The sequence below is a fragment of the Kitasatospora sp. NPDC041917 genome (assembly GCF_055589745.1).
Genome location: NZ_JBVJBI010000029.1, coordinates 81691 through 102578, shown reverse-complemented (window position 1 = coordinate 102578; position 20888 = coordinate 81691). Strand labels below are relative to the sequence as shown.

The following is a 20888-nucleotide window of genomic DNA, read 5'->3' as shown; positions in this document are numbered from 1 at the left end:
GAGGGGAACCGCGGGGCGGGTGCCACGCCCTACGCTTTGCAGTACCGATAAGCAGTCGCACGCCCACACTCCGGGAGGATCCCCGTGCGGTACCACAACTCGATCATCGACCTGGTCGGCAACACGCCGCTGGTCAAGCTGAACAAGGTCACCGAGGGCATCAGCGCGACAGTGCTGGCGAAGGTCGAGTACTTCAACCCCGGTGGCTCGGTCAAGGACCGCATCGCGATGCGCATGATCGAGGCCGCCGAGGCCTCGGGCGCCCTCAAGCCGGGTGGCACCATCGTCGAGCCGACCTCCGGCAACACCGGTGTCGGCCTGGCGATCGTGGCCCAGCAGAAGGGCTACAAGTGCATCTTCGTCTGTCCCGACAAGGTGTCCACCGACAAGATCAACACCCTGCGCGCGTACGGCGCCGAGGTGGTCGTCTGTCCGACCGCCGTCGCTCCGGAGCACCCGGACTCGTACTACAACGTCTCCGACCGCCTGGTCCGGGAGACCCCGAACGCCTGGAAGCCGGACCAGTACTCCAACCCGGACAACCCGGCCTCGCACTACCACTCCACCGGCCCGGAGCTGTGGGAGCAGACCGAGGGGAAGATCACCCACTTCGTGGCGGGCGTCGGCACCGGCGGCACCATCTCCGGCACCGGCAACTACCTGAAGGAGGTCTCCGGCGGCAAGGTCCAGGTGATCGGCGCCGACCCGGAGGGCTCGGTCTACTCGGGCGGCACCGGCCGGCCGTACCTGGTCGAGGGCGTCGGTGAGGACTTCTGGCCGACCGCCTACGACCGCGGCGTCGCGGACGGGATCGTCGCCGTCTCCGACAAGGACTCGTTCCAGATGACCCGCCGCCTGGCCAAGGAGGAGGGCCTGCTGGTCGGCGGCTCCTGCGGCATGGCCGTGGTGGCCGCGCTGGAGGTGGCCCGCGGGCTCGGGCCGGACGACGTCGTGGTGGTGCTGCTGCCGGACGGCGGCCGCGGCTACCTGTCGAAGATCTTCAACGACGACTGGATGGCCGACTACGGCTTCCTGCCCTCGTCCACCGACGAGGCGCACATCGGCGAGGTGCTGGCCCGCAAGGAGTCCATCGAGCAGGGCGGCGTCCCGCAGTTCGTCCACATGCACCCCAACGAGACGGTCGCCGAGGCGGTCCGGGTGCTGCGCGAGTACGGCGTCTCGCAGATGCCGGTGGTCTCCCCGGGGGCCGGCCACCCGGACATCATGGCCGGCGAGGTGATCGGCTCGGTGGTGGAGAAGCTGCTGCTGGAGGGCATCTTCGCCAAGGACATCGAGCTCACCGACACGCTGGACAAGGTGATGTCCAAGCCGCTGCCGGTGGTCGGCTCGGGCGAGACCGTCACCAACCTGATGACCGTGCTGGAGAAGGCCGACGCGGCCGTCGTGCTGGTCGAGGGCAAGCCGCAGGGCATCGTCACCCGCCAGGACCTGCTGGGCTTCCTGACCGGTCGCAGCCAGCACTGACCCGGCGTCACCGGCGCCCCGTCACCGCCCTGTCGTCGCGCTCCCGTTGCCGCGGACGGGCGCGGAGGATTCGTCCACGGCGGAAGTGGTACACCGGCGTCACCTGTCCGCAGCACGTGGTTAACACGGCTCGGGCATCGTGGTGGTCAACGGCAGGACGCCGAGTGAGGCGACGGCAACCGTCCGGGAGCGGCTCCCCGGCGACCGCGGTCGGCTCCGGACACATCGGGTGGCCCTGACCCGGCCGCTGTGTCCTCCGCCGTGGGAGGCGCCGTCGTCCCGCCCCTGCCCGGCCCCGGCCGGCTGACAGGGTGCGGCGGCTCCCGCGGCAGCACCGCGCCGCACGGCGCGTGTCCCCGCGGCTCCCGGGTGGGGGAGCCCAGGCGGGGCAACGGTGGGGCCGGTCCTTCTCCGAGGGGCCGGCCCCTTCCGTTCGCGCCGTTCGCGCCGGGCGCGCGGGGCGTGCTCCGGGCGGCCGCCCGTGCTCCGCGCCGGGCGCGGCCGTCCCGTACGCTCGCACGCATGACCAGCACTGAAACGACCGACCAGGATGCCCCGCGCTACGTCCGGGTGAAGATCGAGCTCATCGCGGAGATCACCGACGAGGGCGCGCTGAAGGCCGCCGCCCTGGAGGCGGTCACCGCGGACGAGTACCTCGACGACGAGGAGCGCGCCCAGTCCGTCGAGGCCATCGAGGTGGACCCGTCGGGTTCGCTCGCCCACTTCATCGACCCCGTCGCGCTGCTCGGCGACGTGCCCGGCGTGGAGCTCGCCTCGGCGACCTGGGAGTCGGCGCAGACCGAGTTCGACCCGGACGACGAGGAGTGGGACGAGTACCAGGTGGAGGGGTCCGCCGAGTAGGACGGAACCGCCGGGTGACGGTGCTCGCCGTCACCGCAAGTGAACGCCCGGTCCGCTCCGCGGGCCGGGCGTTTTGTCCCTGTTCGTCGGGAAGTTGGGTCATCTCATACGATCGCTTACCCTTCGGTGATGGAACCGTGAACGGGCGTATTGCGTTTCTGTATCCGTAATGCCCGGGATGATCAGCAGGGAGACGCGACGTGACGGCACGGGACGGTCAGGGGCGGGTGGCCGGAAGCAACTGGAGCCGACGCGGGGTCCTCGCGGGACTGATCGGCGCGCCCGTCCTGCTGCTGGCGGCCTGCAACGACAACAGCGGCGGCGGCAGCGGTAACGGCGGTGGCAGCAACGGCGGCGGCAGCGGCTCCGGCGGAGCGAGCGGCACCCCGGCCGGTGGCGGTGCGAGCAGCGCCCCGAAGACCTCGGCCGCGGTCATCACCGTCGCCCCGGCCGACGGCGCCGCCTCCGCGAGCTTCAGCGAGCCGGTCAAGGTCACCGTCGCCAACGGCACCCTGAGCAGCGTCAAGGTCACCGACAGCACCGGCAAGGAGCTGGCCGGCCAGCTCTCCGCCGACGGCACCGGCTGGACCTCGGCCGCCGCCCCCGCCAGCGGCACCAAGTACACCGTCGCCGCCACCGCCCTCGACAAGGACAAGCTGGAGGCGGACTCCAACGCCGTCTTCACCACGGCGACCCCGGCCAACACCTTCGTGGGCTACTTCACCCCCGAGGACGGCTCCACCGTCGGCGTCGGCATGCCGGTCTCGATCAGCTTCAGCAAGCCGGTCACCGACCGCAAGGCCGTCCAGCAGGCGATCACGGTGATAGCCGAGCCGGGCGTCGAGATCGTCGGCCACTGGTTCTCCAGCACCCGCCTCGACTTCCGGCCGCAGGAGTACTGGGCCAAGGGCACCAAGGTCACCCTCAAGCTCCGGCTCAAGGACGTCGAGGGCGCCAAGGGCGTCTACGGCACCCAGTCCAAGGACGTGAGCTTCACCATCGGCCGCGCCCAGACCAGCGTCGCCGACCTCGCCACCAAGAAGCTCACCGTCACCACCGACGGCCAGGTCAGCGCGGTCTACAAGATCTCCGGCGGCTCGCCCGAGCACACCACCTGGGGCGGCAAGATGGTGATCTCCGAGCAGTACACCCAGACCCGGATGAACTCGCAGACGGTCAACCTGGGCAGCGAGTACGACATCGCGGACGTGCCGCACGCCCAGCGCCTCAGCACGTCGGGCACCTTCATCCACGGCAACTACTGGTCCTCGCCGTCGATCTTCGGCGGCCAGAACACCAGCCACGGCTGCATCGGCCTGCGGGACGCCCAGGGCGCCCAGGACACCGGTACGGACGGCTTCAAGTTCTACAAGTCCTCGATGGTCGGCGACGTGGTCGAGGTCGTGAACTCCGGCGACAAGACGGTCGCCCCGGACAACGGCCTGAACGGCTGGAACATGGGCTGGGCCGCCTGGAAGGCCGGCAGCGCCGTCTGACCCGGCACCGCACCCCGGCCGGAAAAACTTCCCGGGCGGACCGAACCTCGCGGTCCGCCCGAGGAGTAGGACGGGTGTGAAACGCGAGCAGAGGCAGCGACAGGACGACGAGTTCAGCGCGTTCGTCGCCGGGAGCGGCCGCCAACTGCTGCGGCTGGCCGAGCTGCTGACCGGAGACCCGGACCGGGCCAAGGACATCGTGCAGTCGGCGCTGGAACGCGCCTACCTGCACTGGCACCGGATCACCGGCGACGACCCCACCGCGTACGTCCGCAGGATCGTGGTGAACCAGCACCGCGACTGGTGGCGCCGGCTGCGCAACCACGAGCTGCCCATCGAACGCGTCCCCGACCGGCCGCTCGCCGACGACCTCGCCGAACGGCAGGCCGAACGGGCCGTGCTGCACCAGGCGCTGGGCACGCTCACCCGCCGGGAGCGGACGGTCGTCGTGCTGCGGTACTACGGAGACCTCACCGAGGCCGCCATCGCGGCCGAACTGGGCATCGCCCCGGGCACGGTGAAGAGCACGCTGCACCGGGCGATGTCGAAGCTGCGCGCACTGCCCGAACTCGCCGACCGCTCCGGCGTGGCGGTGGGTCCCACGACGCACATCGAGGTGACGGTATGAGCTTCGAGCGCCGGATCGGCGAACTGCTCAAGGACGAGGACCCCTACGCGGTCGGGCCGGACCCGGTGGTGATCATCGCGGGCGCCCGACGCCGCCGGGCCAGGCGCAGGGCCGGGACCGGGGCCGCCGTGGTCGCGGTGGCCGTGGTCTGCGGGGTGACGGCGGTGACGGCCGGGAACGCCCGGCACGCCGGGCGGATCGCGGGCGAGGCCGGGGCGGCGATGGCGCCCTCGGCGGCGACGGCCGCGGGGGCGCCCGCCGTCCCGGCGCGCACCGCGCCGACGCCGACCGGGCTGCCGTTGTCGCCGGTGAAGCGGGTCGCGGCGAAGGAGAAGGTCGAGGTGGTCCCCGGGATCCGGCTGTCGGTGACCCCGACCCAGGACTGCCAGGACACCGTCGAACCGGCGACCGGCGTCTACGGGCGCACGGCGTGCACCGACGTCCTCTCCGCCCCCGGCATGCCGTACGACCGGCCCGGCATCACCCTGGCCTACAACGAGACGGCCGACCGCCTCGTCGTGCACAGCTACTACCGGGGGCCGGCCCCGGCCCGGATCGTCCTCTTCGTGGGCGGCAGGCCCACCGTCGCCACCCTGCTCACCACCCCGGGCATGCAGGGCTGGATCTCCTACTACGGCGACCTGCCGCGGGCCGACCTCCGGACGGGGAGGGTGCAGGCCGTCCCGGCCGTCGGGGCCTACGACGCCGCCGGGAAGCTCCTGGCGGGAAGCCCCGGCCAGGCGGCGGACGGGGCCGCGGAGAAGCCGCCCGCCATGCTCTGAGACGTTCCGTTCACCGCTTCGCGTAGTCCGCGAAGCCCTGCCAGTCGACGATCACACAGGCCTCCGGGCCCACCGTCCAGGCGTCGTGTCCGGGCGGACAGAGCATGAAGTCGCCGGGGCCGACCTCGAATCCCCGGCCGTCGTCCATGACGATCTTCATCCGGCCGGAGACCACGTACCCGGCGTGGGAGGCCTGGCAGCTGTCGGTCCCGGCGATCGGCTTCACGTGCTTGGACCACTGCCAACCCGGTTCGAACACGGCCCGGCCCACCGGGCCGCCGTCCAGGTTGACCAGCCGCAGCTCCCCTGTGCCCTCCTCGAAGGGACGGACTTCCTCGGGATCGTCGAAGTTCCGCTGGTAGAGATCGGACATGGCGCACTCCTCTCCCACGAGGACGGCCCGGCCACCAGCGGGTGGCCGGGCCGGCCCTGCTGGCCCTTCCAGTCTGCGCCCCGATCGGGGATCGGTCACGTTGAGTGGCCGCTCCCGGGCCCGCCCCCGGGCCGCGTTCGGGCCGCGTCCGGGCCCGCCCCCGGGCCTTCCCGGCGCCCGGGAGGTCAGCCCCGGGTGCGGGCCACGCCGATCGGGCAGGAGGCCCCGGTGCCGCCGAGACCGCAGTAGCCGCTGGGGTTCTTGGCCTCCGACAGGTACTGCTGGTGGTACGGCTCGGCGGGGTGGAACGGGCCCGCCGGGGCGATCTCGGTGGTGATCGGGCCGTAACCGAGCGCGGTCAGCGAGGGCTGGAACGCGTCCCGGGTGGCCGCCGCGGCCTCGGCCTGGGCCGGGGAGTGGGTGTAGACGGCGGAGCGGTACTGGGTGCCCACGTCGTTGCCCTGGCGGTTGCCCTGGGTCGGGTCGTGCGCCTCCCAGAAGGTCTTCAGCAGGCGCTCGTAGGGGATCACCGCCGGGTCGTACACCACCCGGACCGCCTCGGTGTGCCCGGTCAGCCCGCTGCACACCTCCTCGTACGTCGGGTTGGGGGTGTGGCCGCCCTGGTAGCCGACCAGCGTCGTCCAGACGCCGGGGAGCTGCCAGAAGACGCGTTCGGCGCCCCAGAAGCAGCCGAGCCCGAAGTCGGCCACCTCCAGGCCGTCCGGGTACGGGCCGGACAGCGGGTGCCCGAGCACGGTGTGCGGCTCGGTCAGGGTGAAGGCCGGGGTCGGCCGGCCGGGCAGCGCCTGGTCGGCGGGGACGAGCGAGGTCTTGTGGCGGTTGAACAGCACGGCCTGCTCCAGCGGGTCGGGGATCCTGGCACGGTGTGCAACGCGAACGGCCGCCCCCGGATTCCGGGAGCGGCCGTCGCGGCCGTCGTCGGCGGCCGGTCGGGCCCGGCGCTGAACGCGTGTTCGAGCGATGGGGTCGCGGCGGCCGAAGGGGCCCGCGCGCCGCGCTTGCGGCCCGCCGCACCCCCGCTCCCACCTGCGGGTTCGTCCCGATCGTCGGTTCGTGCGGGCTCGACGGCATTCGCACACTAGGCTCGGACCCATGACCGAGCACCAGCTTCCTCAGGGCTTCGAGACCCTCGCCATCCACGCGGGTCAGGAGGCAGACCCCCAGACCGGGGCCGTCGTCACGCCGATCTACCAGGTGTCCACCTACAAGCAGGACGGGGTGGGCGGCCTGCGGGGCGGCTACGAGTACAGCCGCAGCGCCAACCCGACCCGTACCGCGCTGGAGGAGTGCCTCGCGGCGCTGGAGGGCGGCGCCCGCGGCCTCGCCTTCGCCTCCGGCCTGGCCGCCGAGGACACCCTGCTGCGCAGCATCCTCAAGCCGGGCGACCACATCGTGATCCCCAACGACGCCTACGGCGGCACCTTCCGGCTGTTCGCCAAGGTGCTGACCCGCTGGGGCGTCGAGTTCTCCGTGGCCAACACCCAGGACCTGGCCACCGTCCGCGAGGCGATCCGCCCCAACACCCGCGCGGTGTGGGTGGAGACCCCGTCCAACCCGCTGCTGGGCATCACCGACCTGGCCGCGCTCGCCGAGGTCGCCCACGGCGCCGGTGCGCTGCTGGTGGTCGACAACACCTTCGCCAGCCCGTACCTCCAGCAGCCGATCGCGCTCGGCGCGGACGCCGTGGTGCACTCCACCACCAAGTACATGGGCGGCCACTCGGACGTGGTCGGCGGTGCGCTCGTGCTGGCCGACGCGGGCCTCGGCGAGGAGGTGGCGTACCACCAGAACGCGATGGGCGCCGTCTCCGGCCCGTTCGACGCCTGGCTGGTGCTGCGCGGCATCAAGACGCTGGGCGTCCGGATGGACCGGCACAGCGCCAACGCGGAGAAGGTCGCCGAGCTGCTGGCGAGCCACCCGAAGGTCAGCCAGGTGCTCTACCCGGGCCTGCCCGAGCACCCCGGCCACGACATCGCGGCCAAGCAGATGAAGGCCTTCGGCGGCATGGTCTCGTTCCGGGTCGCCGGCGGCGAGGAGGCGGCCGTCGAGGTCTGCAACCGCGCGCAGCTGTTCACCCTCGGCGAGTCGCTCGGCGGTGTCGAGTCGCTGATCGAGCACCCGGGCCGGATGACCCACGCCTCGGTGGCGGGCTCGGCGCTGGAGGTGCCGTCCGACCTGGTGCGCGTCTCGGTCGGCATCGAGTCGATCGACGACCTGCTGGCCGACCTCAAGCAGGCGCTGGGCTGAGGCGGTAGGGGCCCCGCGGCCCCTCGTCGCCGCTCACTGCCCCTGCTGGTCCGCCGTGTACGTCTCCATCGCGAGGTTGAAGCGGGCCAGCAGGGCGCAGAACGCGTGCTGCTCCTCCGGTGGCCAGTCGGCCACCAGGCGGCGGGTCAACTCGGCCCGGCCGTCCCGGACTTCGGTGAGCCGGCCGACGCCGTGCGAGGTCAGCGCGAGCCGTACGGCACGGCGGTCGGCCGGGTCCTGCACCCGGCCGACCAGCCCGGCCGCGACCAGCGGGGCGACCTGGCGGGTCACCGTGGAGGAGTCCACGCCCAGGGCCTCGGCCAGGGCCTTGACGTTGGCCGGCCCGTGCCGCTCCAGCCGGTCGAGCAGCAGATAGGCGGCCCGGTCCAGCGCCCCGACCCCGCCGCCGGAGGTCCGGACCTGCTCCATCCGGCGCGCGAACACCGCGAGCTGGTACTGGAGTCGGGCGTGCACGGGGTCGATGCGGTCGGTGGCCTGGGGCGAGGTCGTCGTCATCGCGGCTCACGATCGTCGTGCGGTGAGGGAGGCTCAGAAGCAGCAGCGTACGCGGGCCGGGCGGGCCCGGGAACAGGCCCGACATCCCGGATTGCCGCCGCCCCCACCCGTAGTCTGGCGCCATGCACACCTGGCCGATCACCCTCGACGACGTCCGCGGTGCCCAGAAGATGCTCGCCGGGGTCGCGCGGGTGACCCCGATGGAGGGCAGCCGGTACCTCTCCGGGCTGATCGGTGCGCCGGTCCACCTGAAGTGCGAGAACCTCCAGCGCACCGGGTCCTTCAAACTGCGCGGGGCGTACGTGCGGATCGCGGGACTCTCGCCGGTGCAGCGGGCCGGCGGGGTGGTGGCGGCGAGCGCCGGGAACCACGCCCAGGGGGTGGCGCTGGCGGCCGCGCTGCTGGGCGTGCGCTCCACGGTGTTCATGCCGGTGGCCGCTCCGCTGCCGAAGGTCGCGGCGACCCGCGAGTACGGCGCCGAGGTGCGGCTGCACGGCGCCACCGTGGACGAGGCCCTGCAGGCCGCGCAGCGGTACGCGGAGGCGACCGGCGCGGTGTTCATCCACCCCTTCGACCACTGGGACGTGGTCACCGGGCAGGCGACCGTCGGCCTGGAGATCCTGGAGCAGTGCCCGGAGGTGCGGACCGTCCTGGTCGGGGTGGGCGGCGGCGGGCTGTTGGCCGGGATCGCGGCGGCGGTCAAGCCGCTGCGCCCGGACGTGCGGGTGGTCGGGGTGCAGGCGGCCGGTGCGGCCGCGTACCCGCCCTCGCTGGCGGCCGGGCGGCCGGTGTCGCTGGAGCACTTCGCCACCATGGCGGACGGGATCATGGTCGGGCGCCCCGGCGACATCCCGTTCGAGGTGGTCAACACGCTGGCGGACGGCATCCGTACGGTCTCCGAGGACGCGCTGTCGCGGGCGCTGCTGCTCGGGCTGGAGCGGCTGAAGCTGGTGGTGGAGCCGGCCGGAGCGGCGCCGATCGCGGCGCTGCTGGAGCAGTCGGATTCCTTCGAGGGCCCGGTGGTGGCGGTGCTGTCCGGTGGCAACATCGACCCCCAGCTGATGCAGCGGGTGCTGCGGCACGGGCTGGCGGCGGCCGGGCGCTACCTGTCGCTGCGGGTGCGGCTGGCGGACCGGCCGGGCGCGCTGGCGGGCCTGCTGTCGGTGCTGACCAGGGTGGACGCCAACGTGCTGGACGTGGCGCACGTGCGGATCGACCCGCGGCTGGGGCTGACCGAGGTCGAGGTGGACCTGCACCTGGAGACCAAGGGGCCGGAGCACTGCGCGCTGGTGGTCGGGGAGTTGCGGGACGCGGGGTACGTGGTCTCCCGCTGACCCCTCTCCCTTGACGCGATATATCGCGTACTGGGAGACTCGCGATACATCGCGTTCTGGCCCCGCGGGCCGAGAATCGGGTCGCCCGTGCGCCCAATATCAGGGCAAAGTGGGACAGATCGCCCCATATGTTCGAGGAGATGAGGCAAGGCCATGGCGCCAGCCATCCAAGCCGAGAACCTGGTGAAGACCTTCGGCGACGTACGAGCCCTGGACGGCGTCAGCCTCGACGTCCCCGAGGGCACGGTGCTCGGGCTGCTCGGCCCGAACGGCGCCGGGAAGACCACCACCGTGCGGGTCCTCACCACCCTGCTCCGCCCCGACTCCGGCCGCGCGGTGGTCGCCGGGGTCGACGTGCTCAAGCACCCCAACCGGGTCCGCAGCCTGATCGGCCTGTCCGGCCAGTACGCGGCGGTCGACGAGTACCTGACCGGCTTCGAGAACCTCACCATGGTCGGTGAGCTCTACCAGATGAGCAACCGTGCCGCGAAGGCCCGGGCGCTGGAGCTGCTGGAGTGGTTCAACCTCACCGCGGCCAAGGACCGCACCGCCAAGACCTACTCCGGCGGCATGCGCCGGCGCCTGGACCTCGCCGCCGCGCTGGTCGTCCGGCCGCCGGTGATGTTCCTGGACGAGCCGACCACCGGCCTCGACCCGCGCAACCGGCTCGCGCTCTGGGAGGTCATCGAGACGCTGGTCGAGCAGGGGACCACACTGCTGCTCACCACCCAGTACCTGGAGGAGGCCGACCGGCTCGCCCACGACATCGCGGTCGTCGACCAGGGCCGGGTGATCGCCCGCGGCACCGCCGACCGGCTCAAGGCGCAGATCGGCGGCGAGCGCATCGAGGTCGTGGTGCACGAGCCCGGCCTGGTCGCCGACGCGGTCGCCGCGCTGTCCGGCTACGCGCTGAACGAGCCGACGGTGGAGCGGAACACCCGCCGGATCACCGCTCCGGTCACCGGAGGTGCCCGGGTGCTCGCCGACGTGATCCGCGAACTGGACTCCCGCGGGATCGAGATGGACGACATCGGCCTGCGCCGCCCGACCCTGGACGACGTCTTCCTCACCCTCACCGGCCACGTCGCCGAGGAGCGCCCCGAGGAGGAGGACGCTGCCGGCCGCAAGGAGCGCGGCCGGGGCAAGGGCGGCCCGGGGCCGGACAAGCAGGCCGTCGCGGCCGGGAAGGAGAGCTGAGATGAGCAGCGCCACCGAGCACGCCATCGGCCCGGCGATGCCCAGGCAGCGCCGGGGGGCCGCCGCCGCCCTGCACGACTCCTGGGTGGTCGCCAAGCGCAACCTGCGCCGGATGACCCGCATCCCGGAGATCGTGGTCTTCGGGCTGATGCAGCCGGTCATGTTCGTGCTGCTGTTCTCGTACGTGATGGGCGGGGCGATCAGGATCCCCGGCACGAACTCCGGCTCGGACACGTACATCCAGTTCCTGATGGCCGGCATCTTCGCCCAGACCGTCACCTTCGCCGTCGCCGGTGCCTCGGCGGGCATCGCGGAGGACATGAGCAAGGGGCTGGTGGACCGGTTCCGCTCGCTGCCGATGGCCCGTTCGGCGGTGCTGGTCGGCCGCACCCTCGCGGACCTGTGCCAGACCGCGTTCATCCTGGTCGTGCTGGCGATGGTCGCGCTGCTGGTCGGCTGGCGGATCCACGACGGCCTGCTCAACGCGCTCGCCGCGTTCGGCCTGCTGCTCCTGCTCGGCTACGCCTTCTCCTGGATCGGCGCGCTGATCGGCCTGTCGGTGCGCAGCCCCGAGGCGGCCACCTCGGCCGGGCTGATCTGGCTGTTCCCGCTGACCTTCGTGTCCAACGCCTTCGTGCCGGTCACCTCGATGCCGGAGTGGCTCCAGCCGGTCGCGTACTGGAACCCGTTCAGCGCCACCGTGCAGGCCTGCCGGGTGCTGTTCGGCAACCAGGTCGGGCCGGTGGACAGCGCCTGGCCGATGCAGCACGCGGCGCTGGTGTCGGTGCTGTGGTCGATCGTGATCACCGCGGTGTTCTCCTGGCTGTCGGTGCGCAAGTACCGCTCCTCGACCGCCTGACCGGGCGCCGCCCGGAACGCCGGAGGGCGGCCGCGGAAGTCCCGGACTTCCGCGGCCGCCCCCTGTCGTGCGGCCGGATCAGCCGGCGTGCGGCACGACCTTGACGATCTTCACCATGGCCGGCTTGCCGTTCGGCAGCTCGTAGGTGGCCTCGTCGCCGATCCGCTTGCCGTCGATGGCGCGGCCCAGCGGGGACTGCGGGGAGTAGACGTCCAGGTCGTCGGCGCCCGCGACCTCGCGGGAGGCCAGCAGGAACTCCATGAGGTCGTCCGCGTCGCCGTCGAAGGCGACCGTGACGACCATGCCCGGGGCCACCACGCCCGAGTCGGCCGGCGCCTCGCCGACCTTGGCCCGCTCCAGCAGCTGGGTCAGCTGACGGATGCGCAGCTCGTACTTCCCCTGCTCCTCCTTCGCCGCGTGGTAACCGGCGTTCTCCTTGAGGTCGCCCTCCTCGCGCGCCGCCTCGATCTTCTGGGCGATCTCGATGCGCCAGGGCCCGGTCAGGTGGTCCAGCTCGGCCTTGAGCTGGTCGTAGCCGGCCTGAGTGAGCCAGGTCACGTTCTCGCTGGTCTGGGTCACGGGTGCTCCTCGTAGGTGCTGGGGGCTGTGCTGAGGGTGTGAGTCGTCAGCAGGGGTCGGTGGTGATATCGGTCTCAACTACAAAGCAACGCCCGCTCCCGTACCATCCGGTGCGGAAGGGGCGAAACCACGAGACTAACAAGTCCTGCTGACAAGCGGGAGGGGCGTTTGCGCGCCATTGACGGCGGCGTTACGCCCTGGTGTACGGCAGTGGTGTGCGGGACCCTCTACGGATGCCCGCTCCCCGGATCGAATATGCGCGCTACCGGGGGCGGGTGCGCCGCCCGGGGCGCGCGTTGCCCGGGGCGCGCTACTTGGCCGGGGTGCAGCCCAGCAGCTCCGCGGTGGTGCCGCGCGCGGTGGTGCGCAGGGTGACCACCGCGTCGTAGCTGGAGCCGGCCGCCGGGACCGGGAAGTCGGCGACCCCGACCACCGCGTGGTCGTCGGACTGCGAGCGGACCGTGCAGGTACCGGCCTGCCCGTCGCCCTTGCGCACGGTGAGGTGCAACTGGACCTCGGAGTCGGAGAGCACCTGGAAGGTCGGCACCGAGCCGTTGATCTTCGACTCGCGCAGCAGGTAGGAGCCGCCCAGCCAGGCGATCAGGCCCAGGCCGAGTACGCCGCAGACCGCGCCGATCACCTTGAGGCGGCGGTCCGAGTCGCGGTCGCCGCCGCGGCCGTAGCGCCCCTCGGGCAGACCGGTGGCGGTGGTGTCTGCACTCATCGGACTCCGTCCTCTCCTGGGGGCGCGGGGTGGTGCGGGGGAATGCGACGCTCCTCCAGTCCGTCACTATAGGAGGGGCACGCCCGCGGCCGGTCCGGCGGGGGCAGGGCTCGGCCGCGCCGGTGACGTTCCGCGGCCCGGCCCCGCGGCGACGCGGTCCCGGAGTGAGCGGTTCGAACGGTGGGCAGACCCGGACTTCGCGGAACGCCCGACGAGTGTGGAAGGAACGCAAGGCGTTGACTGAGCAGTTGCGACTGATGGCGGTGCACGCCCACCCGGACGACGAGTCCAGCAAGGGCGCGGCCACCATGGCCATGTACGTCGAGCAGGGCGTGGACGTGCTGGTGGCCACCTGCACGGGGGGCGAGCGCGGGTCGGTCCTCAACCCCAAACTCCAGGGGGACCCGTACATCGAGGAGAACATCCACGAGGTGCGCCGCAAGGAGATGGACGAGGCGCGGGCGATCCTCGGCGTCGGGCAGGCCTGGCTGGGCTTCGTGGACTCCGGCCTGCCCGAGGGGGACCCGCTGCCCCCGCTGCCCGAGGGCTGCTTCGCCCTCCAGGACGTCAAGGAGGCGGCGGAGCCGCTGGTCCGGCTGATCCGCGAGTTCAAGCCGCAGGTCATCACGACCTACGACGAGAACGGCGGCTACCCGCACCCGGACCACATCATGACCCACAAGATCACCATGCTGGCGTTCGACGCCGCGGGCGACCCGGACGCCTACCCGGAGGCCGGCGAGCCCTGGCAGCCGCTCAAGCTGTACTACAACCACGGCTTCCCGATGGGCCGCATCCGAGCCCTGCACGAGTACCTCACCGAGCACGGCCACGAGTCGCCGTACGGCGAGTGGATCGAGGGCTGGGAGAAGAGCGGCCGCAAGGAGCGCGAGATCACCACCCGGGTCCGCTGCGACGACTGGTTCGAGACCCGCGACCGCGCGCTGATCGCCCACGCGACCCAGATCGACCCGGACGGCCCGTGGTTCCGCGTCCCGCTGGAGGTCCAGCGCGAGGTCTGGCCCACCGAGGACTACGAGCTCGCCCGTACCCTGGTCGACGTGGACCTGCCGGAGGACGACCTGTTCGCCGGCCTGCGCACCCCCACCCTGGCGGCCGAGGCCGCCGACACGCGCGACTGAACCACCCCCCGACGGCCCGGCTCCGCGTGAGCCGGGCCACCATAGAGATATGAGCGCCTCCGTGAACCTCATCAACATCGCCGCTGACCTCGCCGTCGACGACGCCAAGGTCACCCCCGGCCTGCTCGGCTTCCTCGTCTTCGCGGCCCTCGGCGTCGCGACCTGGTTCCTGGCCAAGTCGATGAACCGGCAGTTCAAGAAGGTCGACTTCGTCGAGCAGCCGGAGGCGCCGAAGGAGTGAGCCGTCGGCCGGTCCCGCGGGACCGGCCTTCGGTGAAGCCGCCCTGGCGGGCCGTCGGGCTTCGTAGGATCCCGAACCATGACGTGGTCGTGGCACACCGTGGTGCGCAGGGCGGGGTACGGAACGGCGGCGGCGGGGGTGCTGGCGGCCGCGGTGGCGGGGTTGGGGAACCCGGGGCCGCTGATCGTCCTCTCCGGCGCGGTGGCGGTGGTGGCCGGGCTGTTCCCGGCGCTCTGGGCCCCGGGACGGGTCGGCGCGGTGGGCCCTTCGGTGCTGGCCGCCTGCGCGGTGTCGCTGCTGGTGACGGCCGGCTACCGCGGGCCGGTGTTCGGCAGCATCGAGTCCTGGTGGCTGCTGGAGACCGTCGCGCTGCTCGCGCCGGTCGTCCCCGCGGTGCGCAGGCCCCCGGCGGCGGCCGCCTTCGGCTACGGCGCGCTGCTGGTCGCGGCGGTGGCGCTGATACCGCTGCGGATCGGGGTCTGGGCCGAACCGCCGGCCCCGCCCGCGGTGACCACCAAGCTCTGCCTGATCTCCGCGCTGCTGGCCTGCGCGGTGGTCGGGGTCGGCTGCTACCTGCGCTCGATGGACACCCGTGCCCGGGCGGCGGTGGTGGCCGAGCGGCGGGCACAGCGCCTGGACCTGGCCCGCGACCTGCACGACTTCGCCGCGCACGACGTCACCGGGGTGGTGGTGCTGGCCCAGGCCGCGCAGGTGCTGGCCCAGCAGGACCCCCAGCGGGTGGTCGAGCTGCTGGCCGGGATCGAGGCGGCCGGCCGGCAGGCGCTGGTCACCATGGACCGGACCGTGCAGGTCTTCGCGGCGGACGACGCCGATCCGGAGCCGCGCGGGCGGTCCGGGACGGAGGCGACGGCGGACCGGGGGGCCGCCCCGGGAGCCGGACGGGGCGCGGGGCGGGCGGCGGCGGGCGGGCCCGGTGCGCGCACTCTGCGCCGCGACCTGAGCGAACTGCCCGCGCTGGCCGAGCGGTTCACCCGCAGCGGTTCCGCGCGGGTGCGGCTGGAGGCCCCCGCGGAGGCCGAACTGGCGGCGGTGCCGGCGGCGATCAGCGGGCTCGGCTACCGGCTGGTGGTGGAGGCGCTGACCAATGTCCGCCGGCACGCGCCCGAGGCCCGGGAGGTGGCGATCGAGGTCCGTCCGGACCGGTGCGGCGAGCGGCCGGCGTTGCGCGTCACGGTCACCGACGACGGGGTGCCGGGCGGGGCGGGGGACTCCGGCGGGGCGGGCGGTAGTGATGGCGCGGGCGGTAGCGGCGGTGCGGGCGGCGCGCTGGGCGGGGCCGAGCGGGAGGGCGGCGGCTTCGGCCTCGCGGGCCTGCGGGAACGGGTGGAGGCGGCCGGCGGTGAGCTGACGGCCGGACCGGGGCCGGAGGGCGGCTGGCGGGTCGGCGCGGTGCTGCCGACGGAGGGTGTGGCGGGCCTCGGGGGCTGACCGGGCGGGGTGGTTCCGTCGGTCCCGGCCGGACGGCTGATTCGAGCCTGCCGACGGGTCCATCCAGGCCATTCGGCACATCCGGCGGCGGCCGATTCGGCGTTCCGAACGATCAAATGGGCCGATCGGCCGATGGCGACGCGCCTCGTGGGCGGGCAAGGATGTCGGTGCGGCGATCAGGGCGCGGGGTTCCCCTGGGCCGTCCCGACGCAAGAATCCCGAGCGGGGGAACAGCCTGTGATTCGCATTGCGATGTCTGCCGAGGATCTGGCTCGTGTACGAATTGCTGGAAATGTCGACCAGGAGATGGAGGCGGTGCTGGCACTGGAGGCGTGGCGGAGCGGCGGGGAATTCTTCCGCCCCTGGCAGCGGGCCGTCCGCGGGCAGTTGGCGCGGCAGCCGGTGCTGGCCGAGCGGCTGCGGCGCCTTTCGGGAGCCAACGGTGGTTTCCGGGACGTACTGCGGGTGTGGGCGAATGGCCGGATCGTGTCGTCCGGCCGCGGCGCCGAGCCGGTGGTCCAGCGGGCCGATGTGGCCGCGGCGGTCCGCGAGTTCCACCGGGTGGCGCTGGAGCCCTGCTGGGCGGACGTCCGGTCCCGGCTGGAGGCGGAGCGGGACGTCCGCCGCCAGATCGCCGGCCGCGGCGGGGTGGACGCGCTGCTCGGCACGCTGCACCCGCAGATCCGCTGGGCCGCCCCGGTGCTGGAGATCCCCGCCGAGCGGGACGTCGAACTCGCCCTCGACGGGCGGGGGTTGCGGCTGGTGCCGTCGCTCTTCCTGCAGGGCGCCGGAGTGGTGCTCCGGCCCCGGCGCGGGGAGCCCGAGGAGGCCCCGACGCTGCTCTTCGCGATGCGTCCCGACCGGATCGGCCTTCCCGTGCCCGCGGGTGCGCCGGACGCGGCGCGGTGCGCGCGCCGGGGCGGGGACGAGCCGCTGGCCGCCCTGGTCGGCCGGACCAGGGCCGCGGCCCTCCACGCCGTGCTGGACGGCTGTACCACCGGCGAGCTGGCGGGGCGGCTGGGCGTGACCGCCTCGGCGGTCAGCCAGCACACCTCCGTGCTGAGGGCGGCCGGGCTGATCGACACCCGGCGCTGCGGCAACGGCGTGCTGCACACCGTCACCCCGCTGGGGCGGGCGCTGCTGCGCGGTGAGGCCCCGTCGGGCAGGGAGGGTCGGCCCCTCGGCGGCGCGGCCCCGCGGTGGGTCGAGGGCCGTCGACGGGCGCTGCGATGAGGGGCCCGGGTCGCGCGGCGGGTCGCGGGCGGGCCGGCTCAGCCGCGCTCGGTCAGGCCCGACTCCCAGGCCCAGGTGGCGATGCCCACCCGGTTGCGGGCCTTCAGCTTGCGCTGGAGGTTGGCCAGATGGGTCTTGACGGTGCTCAGCGAGATGAACAGCTCGGCGCCGATGTCGGAGTTGGTCAGCCCCTCGGCGACCAGGACGGCGATCTCCTCCTCGCGGCCGGTCAGCGGCTCGACGGGGGAGCGGTCGACCCGGCGCGGGCCGGTGAAGTGGTGCAGCAGGCGGGTGGTGATCTGCGGGCTGATCAGCGAGTCGCCGACCACCGCCGAGCGGATCGCCTCGGCGAGCAGCGCGGGCCCCGAGTGCTTGAGCAGGAAGCCGCAGGCGCCGTTGCGCAGCGCGGTGTGCACGTACTCGTCGAGGTCGAAGGTGGTCACCACCACGACCTTCACCTCCGGGGTGATGCCGGTCAGCCGGCGGGTGACCTCCAGCCCGTCCAGCTCCGGCATCCGGATGTCGACCAGCAGGACGTCCGGCCGCAGGGTGCGGACGGCCTCCAGGGCCTCCAGGCCGTCCGCGGCCTCGGCCACGACCTCCATGTCGGGCTGGGCCGCCAGGATGTGCCGGAACCCCTGGCGGACGCTCGCCTGGTCGTCGGCGATCACGACACGCGTCTTCATGGCGTCATGATCGCACGGGCTTTCGGTGCCTCCGAAGTGAAGGCCGGGATTCCGCCTGGTATGCGTCGGATTCAGTTCCCGCTTAACACTGTTGTCACATGACGGGGCGTCCGGGAAGGATGGTTCCTGTCGGAACGGGGCACCGAGGCTTCGAAAGTTCCGGCGAACATCGGAATTCGGTTCAGCGGATATTCGAAAGGGGGCGGAGGGCGAAGTGGACGCGAAATACGAGTCGTATGCGATAGCCGACCCGGTGTGGTACGACGCCCTGGAGCGGTGTGACGACCGGGACTCCCGGTTCGCTCCGGGCGGGGGCCTGCTGCCCGAGGGCTGGCGCGGCCGCACCCAGGGGGTGTGGGAGGTGCTGGCGCCGCCCGGCGGCCCCCGGCTGCCGGAGCAGGGCTGGAAGGTCCACGTCAGCGCCACGCCCGAATCCGCCGAGGAGACGATCGAGACGGCCTGGCGGGTCTGCCGCCGGCTCGGGCTGCCCTGGAAGTACCTGCGCAGCCGGCTGGTGGTCGCGGTGACGAACGCCAAGTACGCCGACCGGTCCGCCAGCGGCAAGGTCGTCACCGTCTACCCGCGGACGGCCGCGGAGCTGGAGACCGTCCTCGCCGAGCTGGACGAGGCGCTGGGCGGCCGTCCCGGTCCGTACGTCCTGTCCGACCTGCGGTGGAACCAGGGCCCGGTGTCGGTGCGCTACGGAGGCTTCGCCCTGATGTGGTGCGAGCTGCCGGACGGCACCAGGGTGCCCGCGGTGGAGGACCCGGACGGCCGGCTGGTGCCGGACGCCCGGCGCCCGCGCTTCACCGTCCCGGAGTGGGCCTCCACCCCGGACTTCCTGGCCGAGCGGATCGCCGCGGCCGCCGCCGACGCGGGAGCCGGCCTCGGCCGCTACCGGGTGGTCAAGGCGCTGCACTTCTCCAACGCCGGCGGGGTCTACCTCGCCGAGGACGAGGACGGCCGACAGGTCGTCATCAAGGAGGCCCGTCCGCACGCCGGACTGGACGCCTCGGAGACGGACGCGGTGGCCCGGCTGCTGGTCGAGCGGGACGTCCTGGAGCGGATCGGCCACCTGCCGTTCGTGCCGGAGCTGTACGAGTACTTCACCAGCTGGGAGCACCACTACCTGGTGATGGAGTACATCCCCGGCGAGTCCTTCAGTGCCTGGCTGGGCCGGGAGTACCCGCTCACCCGGCACCGCCCGGACGCCCGGACGCTGGCCGACTTCGCGGGGCTCGCGGTCACCCGGCTCGCGCTGGTCGAGGAGTGCGTCGCGGCGCTGCACCGGGAGGGGGTGGCGTTCGGGGACCTCCACCACCGCAACATCATGATCCGTCCGGACGGCACCGTCGCCCTGGTCGACTTCGAACTCTCGACGCCGCTCGACACCCCGCGCCGGCGCACCCTCGGCGCCCCCGGCTTCACCGACCCGGCGATCACCGACGCCCGCGAGGCCGACCTGTTCGCGCTCGGCTGCTGCCAGCTCGCCGCCTTCGTCTCGCTGACCGCGCTCACCCGGCGCAACCCGGCCGTCGTCGGCGGGCTGCTGGACCTCGTCGCGGAGTCCTTCCCGACGGTGCCCGCCGGCTTCGCCGAACGGATGACGGAGCGGCTGGCCCTCTCCCCGGCGCTGCGGCCCCACCTCGGGGCCCGGCCCGCGGCCGGGCCCCGGGCGGAGCTCACCGCCGCGGCCCTGCTGCGCGGCATCGACGGGGCGGCGACGCCCGGGCGGGAGGACCGCCTCCATCCCGGCGACGTGGCCGGGCTGCGCCCCGGCGGCGCGCTCGGACTGGCGTACGGCTCCTCCGGCGTGCTGCTCGCCCGGCACCTGGCCGGGGCCGCACCGGACGAGGAGCAACTGGACTGGCTCGCCGCCGTCGTACGGCGCGCCCCGGCGGACACGCCCGCCGGGCTGTACGACGGGCTGGCCGGAGCCGGCTGGCTGTTCCACCGGCTCGGGCACCCGGACGCCCCGAACGTGGTGGACCGGCTGCTGGCCGGCCCGTTGCCCTCCTCGCTCGGCCTGTACGGCGGCCTGACGGGCGTCGCCCAACTGCTGCTGGAGGCCGGCGCGACGGACGAGGCGCTCGCCCTGGCCGCCAAGGCCGCCGGGCGGATCGGCGAGACCGGGCTGCTGGACCGGCCGGGGCTGCTGCGCGGCTGGTCCGGGCCGGCGGTGCTGTTCGCCCGCTGCGCCCGCCTCACCGGCGACACGGCCTGGGCGGAGGCCGCCGAACGCGCCGTCCGCTGCGACCTGCGGCACGGCCGGCTGGTCGACGACATGCTGCAGACGTACAGCTCGGGCCGGCTGCTGCCGTACCTGGCGGAGGGCTCGGCCGGAGTGGCGCTCGCCGTCCTGGCCCTGCCCGACGCGCAGGCCGAAGCCCTCGGCGCCGAGCGGGTGCTGGAGGCCGCGGCCCGGGCCGGCGCGGTCCGGGTGGTCGTCCAGGGCGGGCTGTTCAACGGCCGCGCCGGGCTCGCCTACACCCTGTTCCAGGTCGCCGCCCGCCTGCCGCACTGGCGGGCCGAGGCGGAGGATCAACTCCGTCTGGTGGAGCTGCACCTGGCCCCCCACCAGGACGGCAGCGTCCTGCACGGGGACCAGCTGATCCGGCTCTCGACCGACCTGGCCACCGGCTCCGCCGGCGCCCTGCTGGCGCTGGCCGCCGCCAAGAGCCCCGGGCAGTGCCTGCTCCCCGGCGCCCACCCCGTTCACGGGTGGACGCCGGAGCCGGCCGAGCCCGGTACCACGTCCCGGCGAGATGACGAGGGGAGGTGACTGACATGGCCAACATCCTGGCGCTTCAGGAGCTCGACGAGGAGATCGTCGTCGACGCCCCGTTCAGCTCGATCAGCGCGTTCAGCTGCTGATTCCCGTGGCCCGGTGCCACGTTCCGGCGAGATGGCGAGGGGAGGTGACTGACATGGCCAACATCCTGGCGCTTCAGGAGCTCGACGAGGAGATCGTCGTCGACGCCCCGTTCAGCTCGCTCAGCTACTTCAGCTGCTGATCCCGGCACCCCGGTGCCGTG

At 73.2% G+C, this 20888-nt stretch carries 21 protein-coding genes; 15 read left to right on the top strand and 6 right to left on the bottom strand.

What is annotated here, in order from left to right:
• Positions 1-84 precede the first annotated feature (84 nt).
• From ACZ6EM_RS28900 to ACZ6EM_RS28880, 5 genes are all read left to right on the top strand, one after another.
• A complete protein-coding gene (locus ACZ6EM_RS28900) occupies positions 85-1485 on the top strand; it encodes a cystathionine beta-synthase (protein ID WP_380548742.1) in 1401 nt (466 codons plus the stop codon).
• A 522-nt stretch (positions 1486-2007) separates the two neighbouring features.
• Complete coding sequence (locus ACZ6EM_RS28895; protein ID WP_359914041.1) at positions 2008-2346, top strand: hypothetical protein; 339 nt, start codon at positions 2008-2010, stop codon at positions 2344-2346.
• Positions 2347-2546: 200 nt separating this feature from the next.
• Positions 2547-3842, top strand: a complete 1296-nt coding sequence (locus ACZ6EM_RS28890) for a L,D-transpeptidase (protein WP_465773577.1) — start codon at positions 2547-2549, stop codon at positions 3840-3842.
• 76 nt (positions 3843-3918) lie between these two features.
• Entirely contained in the window at positions 3919-4470 is a 552-nt protein-coding gene (locus ACZ6EM_RS28885; protein ID WP_387695530.1) for a SigE family RNA polymerase sigma factor, read from the top strand.
• Positions 4467-5252: a hypothetical protein gene (locus ACZ6EM_RS28880; RefSeq protein ID WP_465773576.1), complete on the top strand. Its 786-nt coding sequence runs from the start codon at positions 4467-4469 to the stop codon at positions 5250-5252. The genes ACZ6EM_RS28885 and ACZ6EM_RS28880 overlap by 4 nt, the downstream gene beginning before the upstream one ends.
• Before the next feature lie 10 nt (positions 5253-5262).
• Here the strand turns inward: ACZ6EM_RS28880 and ACZ6EM_RS28875 are convergent, their stop codons facing one another.
• Together ACZ6EM_RS28875 and msrA are read right to left on the bottom strand one after the other, a co-directional pair.
• On the bottom strand, positions 5263-5625 hold the full coding sequence (locus ACZ6EM_RS28875) for a cupin domain-containing protein (protein WP_401044068.1): 363 nt from the start codon (positions 5623-5625) through the stop codon (positions 5263-5265).
• Positions 5626-5810: 185 nt separating this feature from the next.
• The gene (gene msrA, locus ACZ6EM_RS28870; RefSeq protein WP_401044071.1) at positions 5811-6476 is read right to left on the bottom strand and encodes a peptide-methionine (S)-S-oxide reductase MsrA; all 666 of its coding nucleotides are present in this window, start codon (positions 6474-6476) and stop codon (positions 5811-5813) included.
• Between the two features lie 262 nt (positions 6477-6738).
• On the opposite strand from msrA, the gene ACZ6EM_RS28865 reads away from it, so the two are divergent.
• Positions 6739-7893: a cystathionine gamma-synthase gene (locus ACZ6EM_RS28865; RefSeq protein ID WP_359914023.1), complete on the top strand. Its 1155-nt coding sequence runs from the start codon at positions 6739-6741 to the stop codon at positions 7891-7893.
• A gap of 33 nt (positions 7894-7926) precedes the next feature.
• On the opposite strand, the gene ACZ6EM_RS28860 is transcribed toward ACZ6EM_RS28865, so the two are convergent.
• Complete coding sequence (locus tag ACZ6EM_RS28860; RefSeq protein WP_359914020.1) at positions 7927-8409, bottom strand: MarR family winged helix-turn-helix transcriptional regulator; 483 nt, start codon at positions 8407-8409, stop codon at positions 7927-7929.
• 122 nt (positions 8410-8531) lie between these two features.
• On the opposite strand from ACZ6EM_RS28860, the gene ilvA reads away from it, so the two are divergent.
• The 3 genes from ilvA (at position 8532) to ACZ6EM_RS28845 (ending at position 11799) form a co-directional block, all read left to right on the top strand.
• Positions 8532-9743, top strand: coding sequence for a threonine ammonia-lyase (gene ilvA / locus ACZ6EM_RS28855; protein WP_465773575.1), 1212 nt, complete (start codon positions 8532-8534; stop codon positions 9741-9743).
• Between the two features lie 153 nt (positions 9744-9896).
• Positions 9897-10940: an ATP-binding cassette domain-containing protein gene (locus tag ACZ6EM_RS28850; RefSeq protein ID WP_465773574.1), complete on the top strand. Its 1044-nt coding sequence runs from the start codon at positions 9897-9899 to the stop codon at positions 10938-10940.
• A 1-nt stretch (position 10941) separates the two neighbouring features.
• Positions 10942-11799 (top strand): ABC transporter permease, encoded by an 858-nt coding sequence (locus tag ACZ6EM_RS28845; RefSeq protein ID WP_359914012.1) that lies wholly within the window; start codon positions 10942-10944, stop codon positions 11797-11799.
• A 78-nt stretch (positions 11800-11877) separates the two neighbouring features.
• Here ACZ6EM_RS28845 and greA read toward each other — a convergent pair whose 3' ends face one another.
• On the bottom strand, positions 11878-12378 hold the full coding sequence (gene greA / locus ACZ6EM_RS28840) for a transcription elongation factor GreA (RefSeq protein WP_380548767.1): 501 nt from the start codon (positions 12376-12378) through the stop codon (positions 11878-11880).
• 310 nt (positions 12379-12688) lie between these two features.
• The gene (locus ACZ6EM_RS28835; protein WP_359899458.1) at positions 12689-13102 is read right to left on the bottom strand and encodes a DUF4307 domain-containing protein; all 414 of its coding nucleotides are present in this window, start codon (positions 13100-13102) and stop codon (positions 12689-12691) included.
• A gap of 236 nt (positions 13103-13338) precedes the next feature.
• Here ACZ6EM_RS28835 and mca point away from each other — a divergent pair, with 236 nt between their 5' ends.
• The 4 genes from mca to ACZ6EM_RS28815 all read left to right on the top strand — a co-directional run bounded on the left by mca (position 13339) and on the right by ACZ6EM_RS28815 (position 17167).
• Positions 13339-14244 carry a mycothiol conjugate amidase Mca gene (mca, locus tag ACZ6EM_RS28830; protein ID WP_401044080.1) on the top strand — a complete coding sequence of 302 codons (906 nt, stop codon included), beginning with the start codon at positions 13339-13341 and terminating at the stop codon, positions 14242-14244.
• A 49-nt stretch (positions 14245-14293) separates the two neighbouring features.
• Positions 14294-14485, top strand: a complete 192-nt coding sequence (locus ACZ6EM_RS28825; RefSeq protein ID WP_359899461.1) for a hypothetical protein — start codon at positions 14294-14296, stop codon at positions 14483-14485.
• Positions 14486-14563: 78 nt separating this feature from the next.
• Positions 14564-15934, top strand: a complete 1371-nt coding sequence (locus ACZ6EM_RS28820; protein ID WP_465773573.1) for a sensor histidine kinase — start codon at positions 14564-14566, stop codon at positions 15932-15934.
• Between the two features lie 315 nt (positions 15935-16249).
• On the top strand, positions 16250-17167 hold the full coding sequence (locus tag ACZ6EM_RS28815) for an ArsR/SmtB family transcription factor (RefSeq protein ID WP_465773572.1): 918 nt from the start codon (positions 16250-16252) through the stop codon (positions 17165-17167).
• Positions 17168-17205: 38 nt separating this feature from the next.
• Here ACZ6EM_RS28815 and ACZ6EM_RS28810 read toward each other — a convergent pair whose 3' ends face one another.
• Positions 17206-17853 carry a response regulator transcription factor gene (locus tag ACZ6EM_RS28810; RefSeq protein WP_359899467.1) on the bottom strand — a complete coding sequence of 216 codons (648 nt, stop codon included), beginning with the start codon at positions 17851-17853 and terminating at the stop codon, positions 17206-17208.
• 214 nt (positions 17854-18067) lie between these two features.
• Here ACZ6EM_RS28810 and lanKC point away from each other — a divergent pair, with 214 nt between their 5' ends.
• Both lanKC and ACZ6EM_RS28800 read left to right on the top strand, forming a co-directional pair.
• Complete coding sequence (gene lanKC, locus ACZ6EM_RS28805) at positions 18068-20635, top strand: class III lanthionine synthetase LanKC (protein ID WP_452180071.1); 2568 nt, start codon at positions 18068-18070, stop codon at positions 20633-20635.
• A gap of 5 nt (positions 20636-20640) precedes the next feature.
• A complete protein-coding gene (locus ACZ6EM_RS28800) occupies positions 20641-20727 on the top strand; it encodes a class III lanthipeptide (protein ID WP_380548803.1) in 87 nt (28 codons plus the stop codon).
• Positions 20728-20888 lie beyond the last annotated feature (161 nt).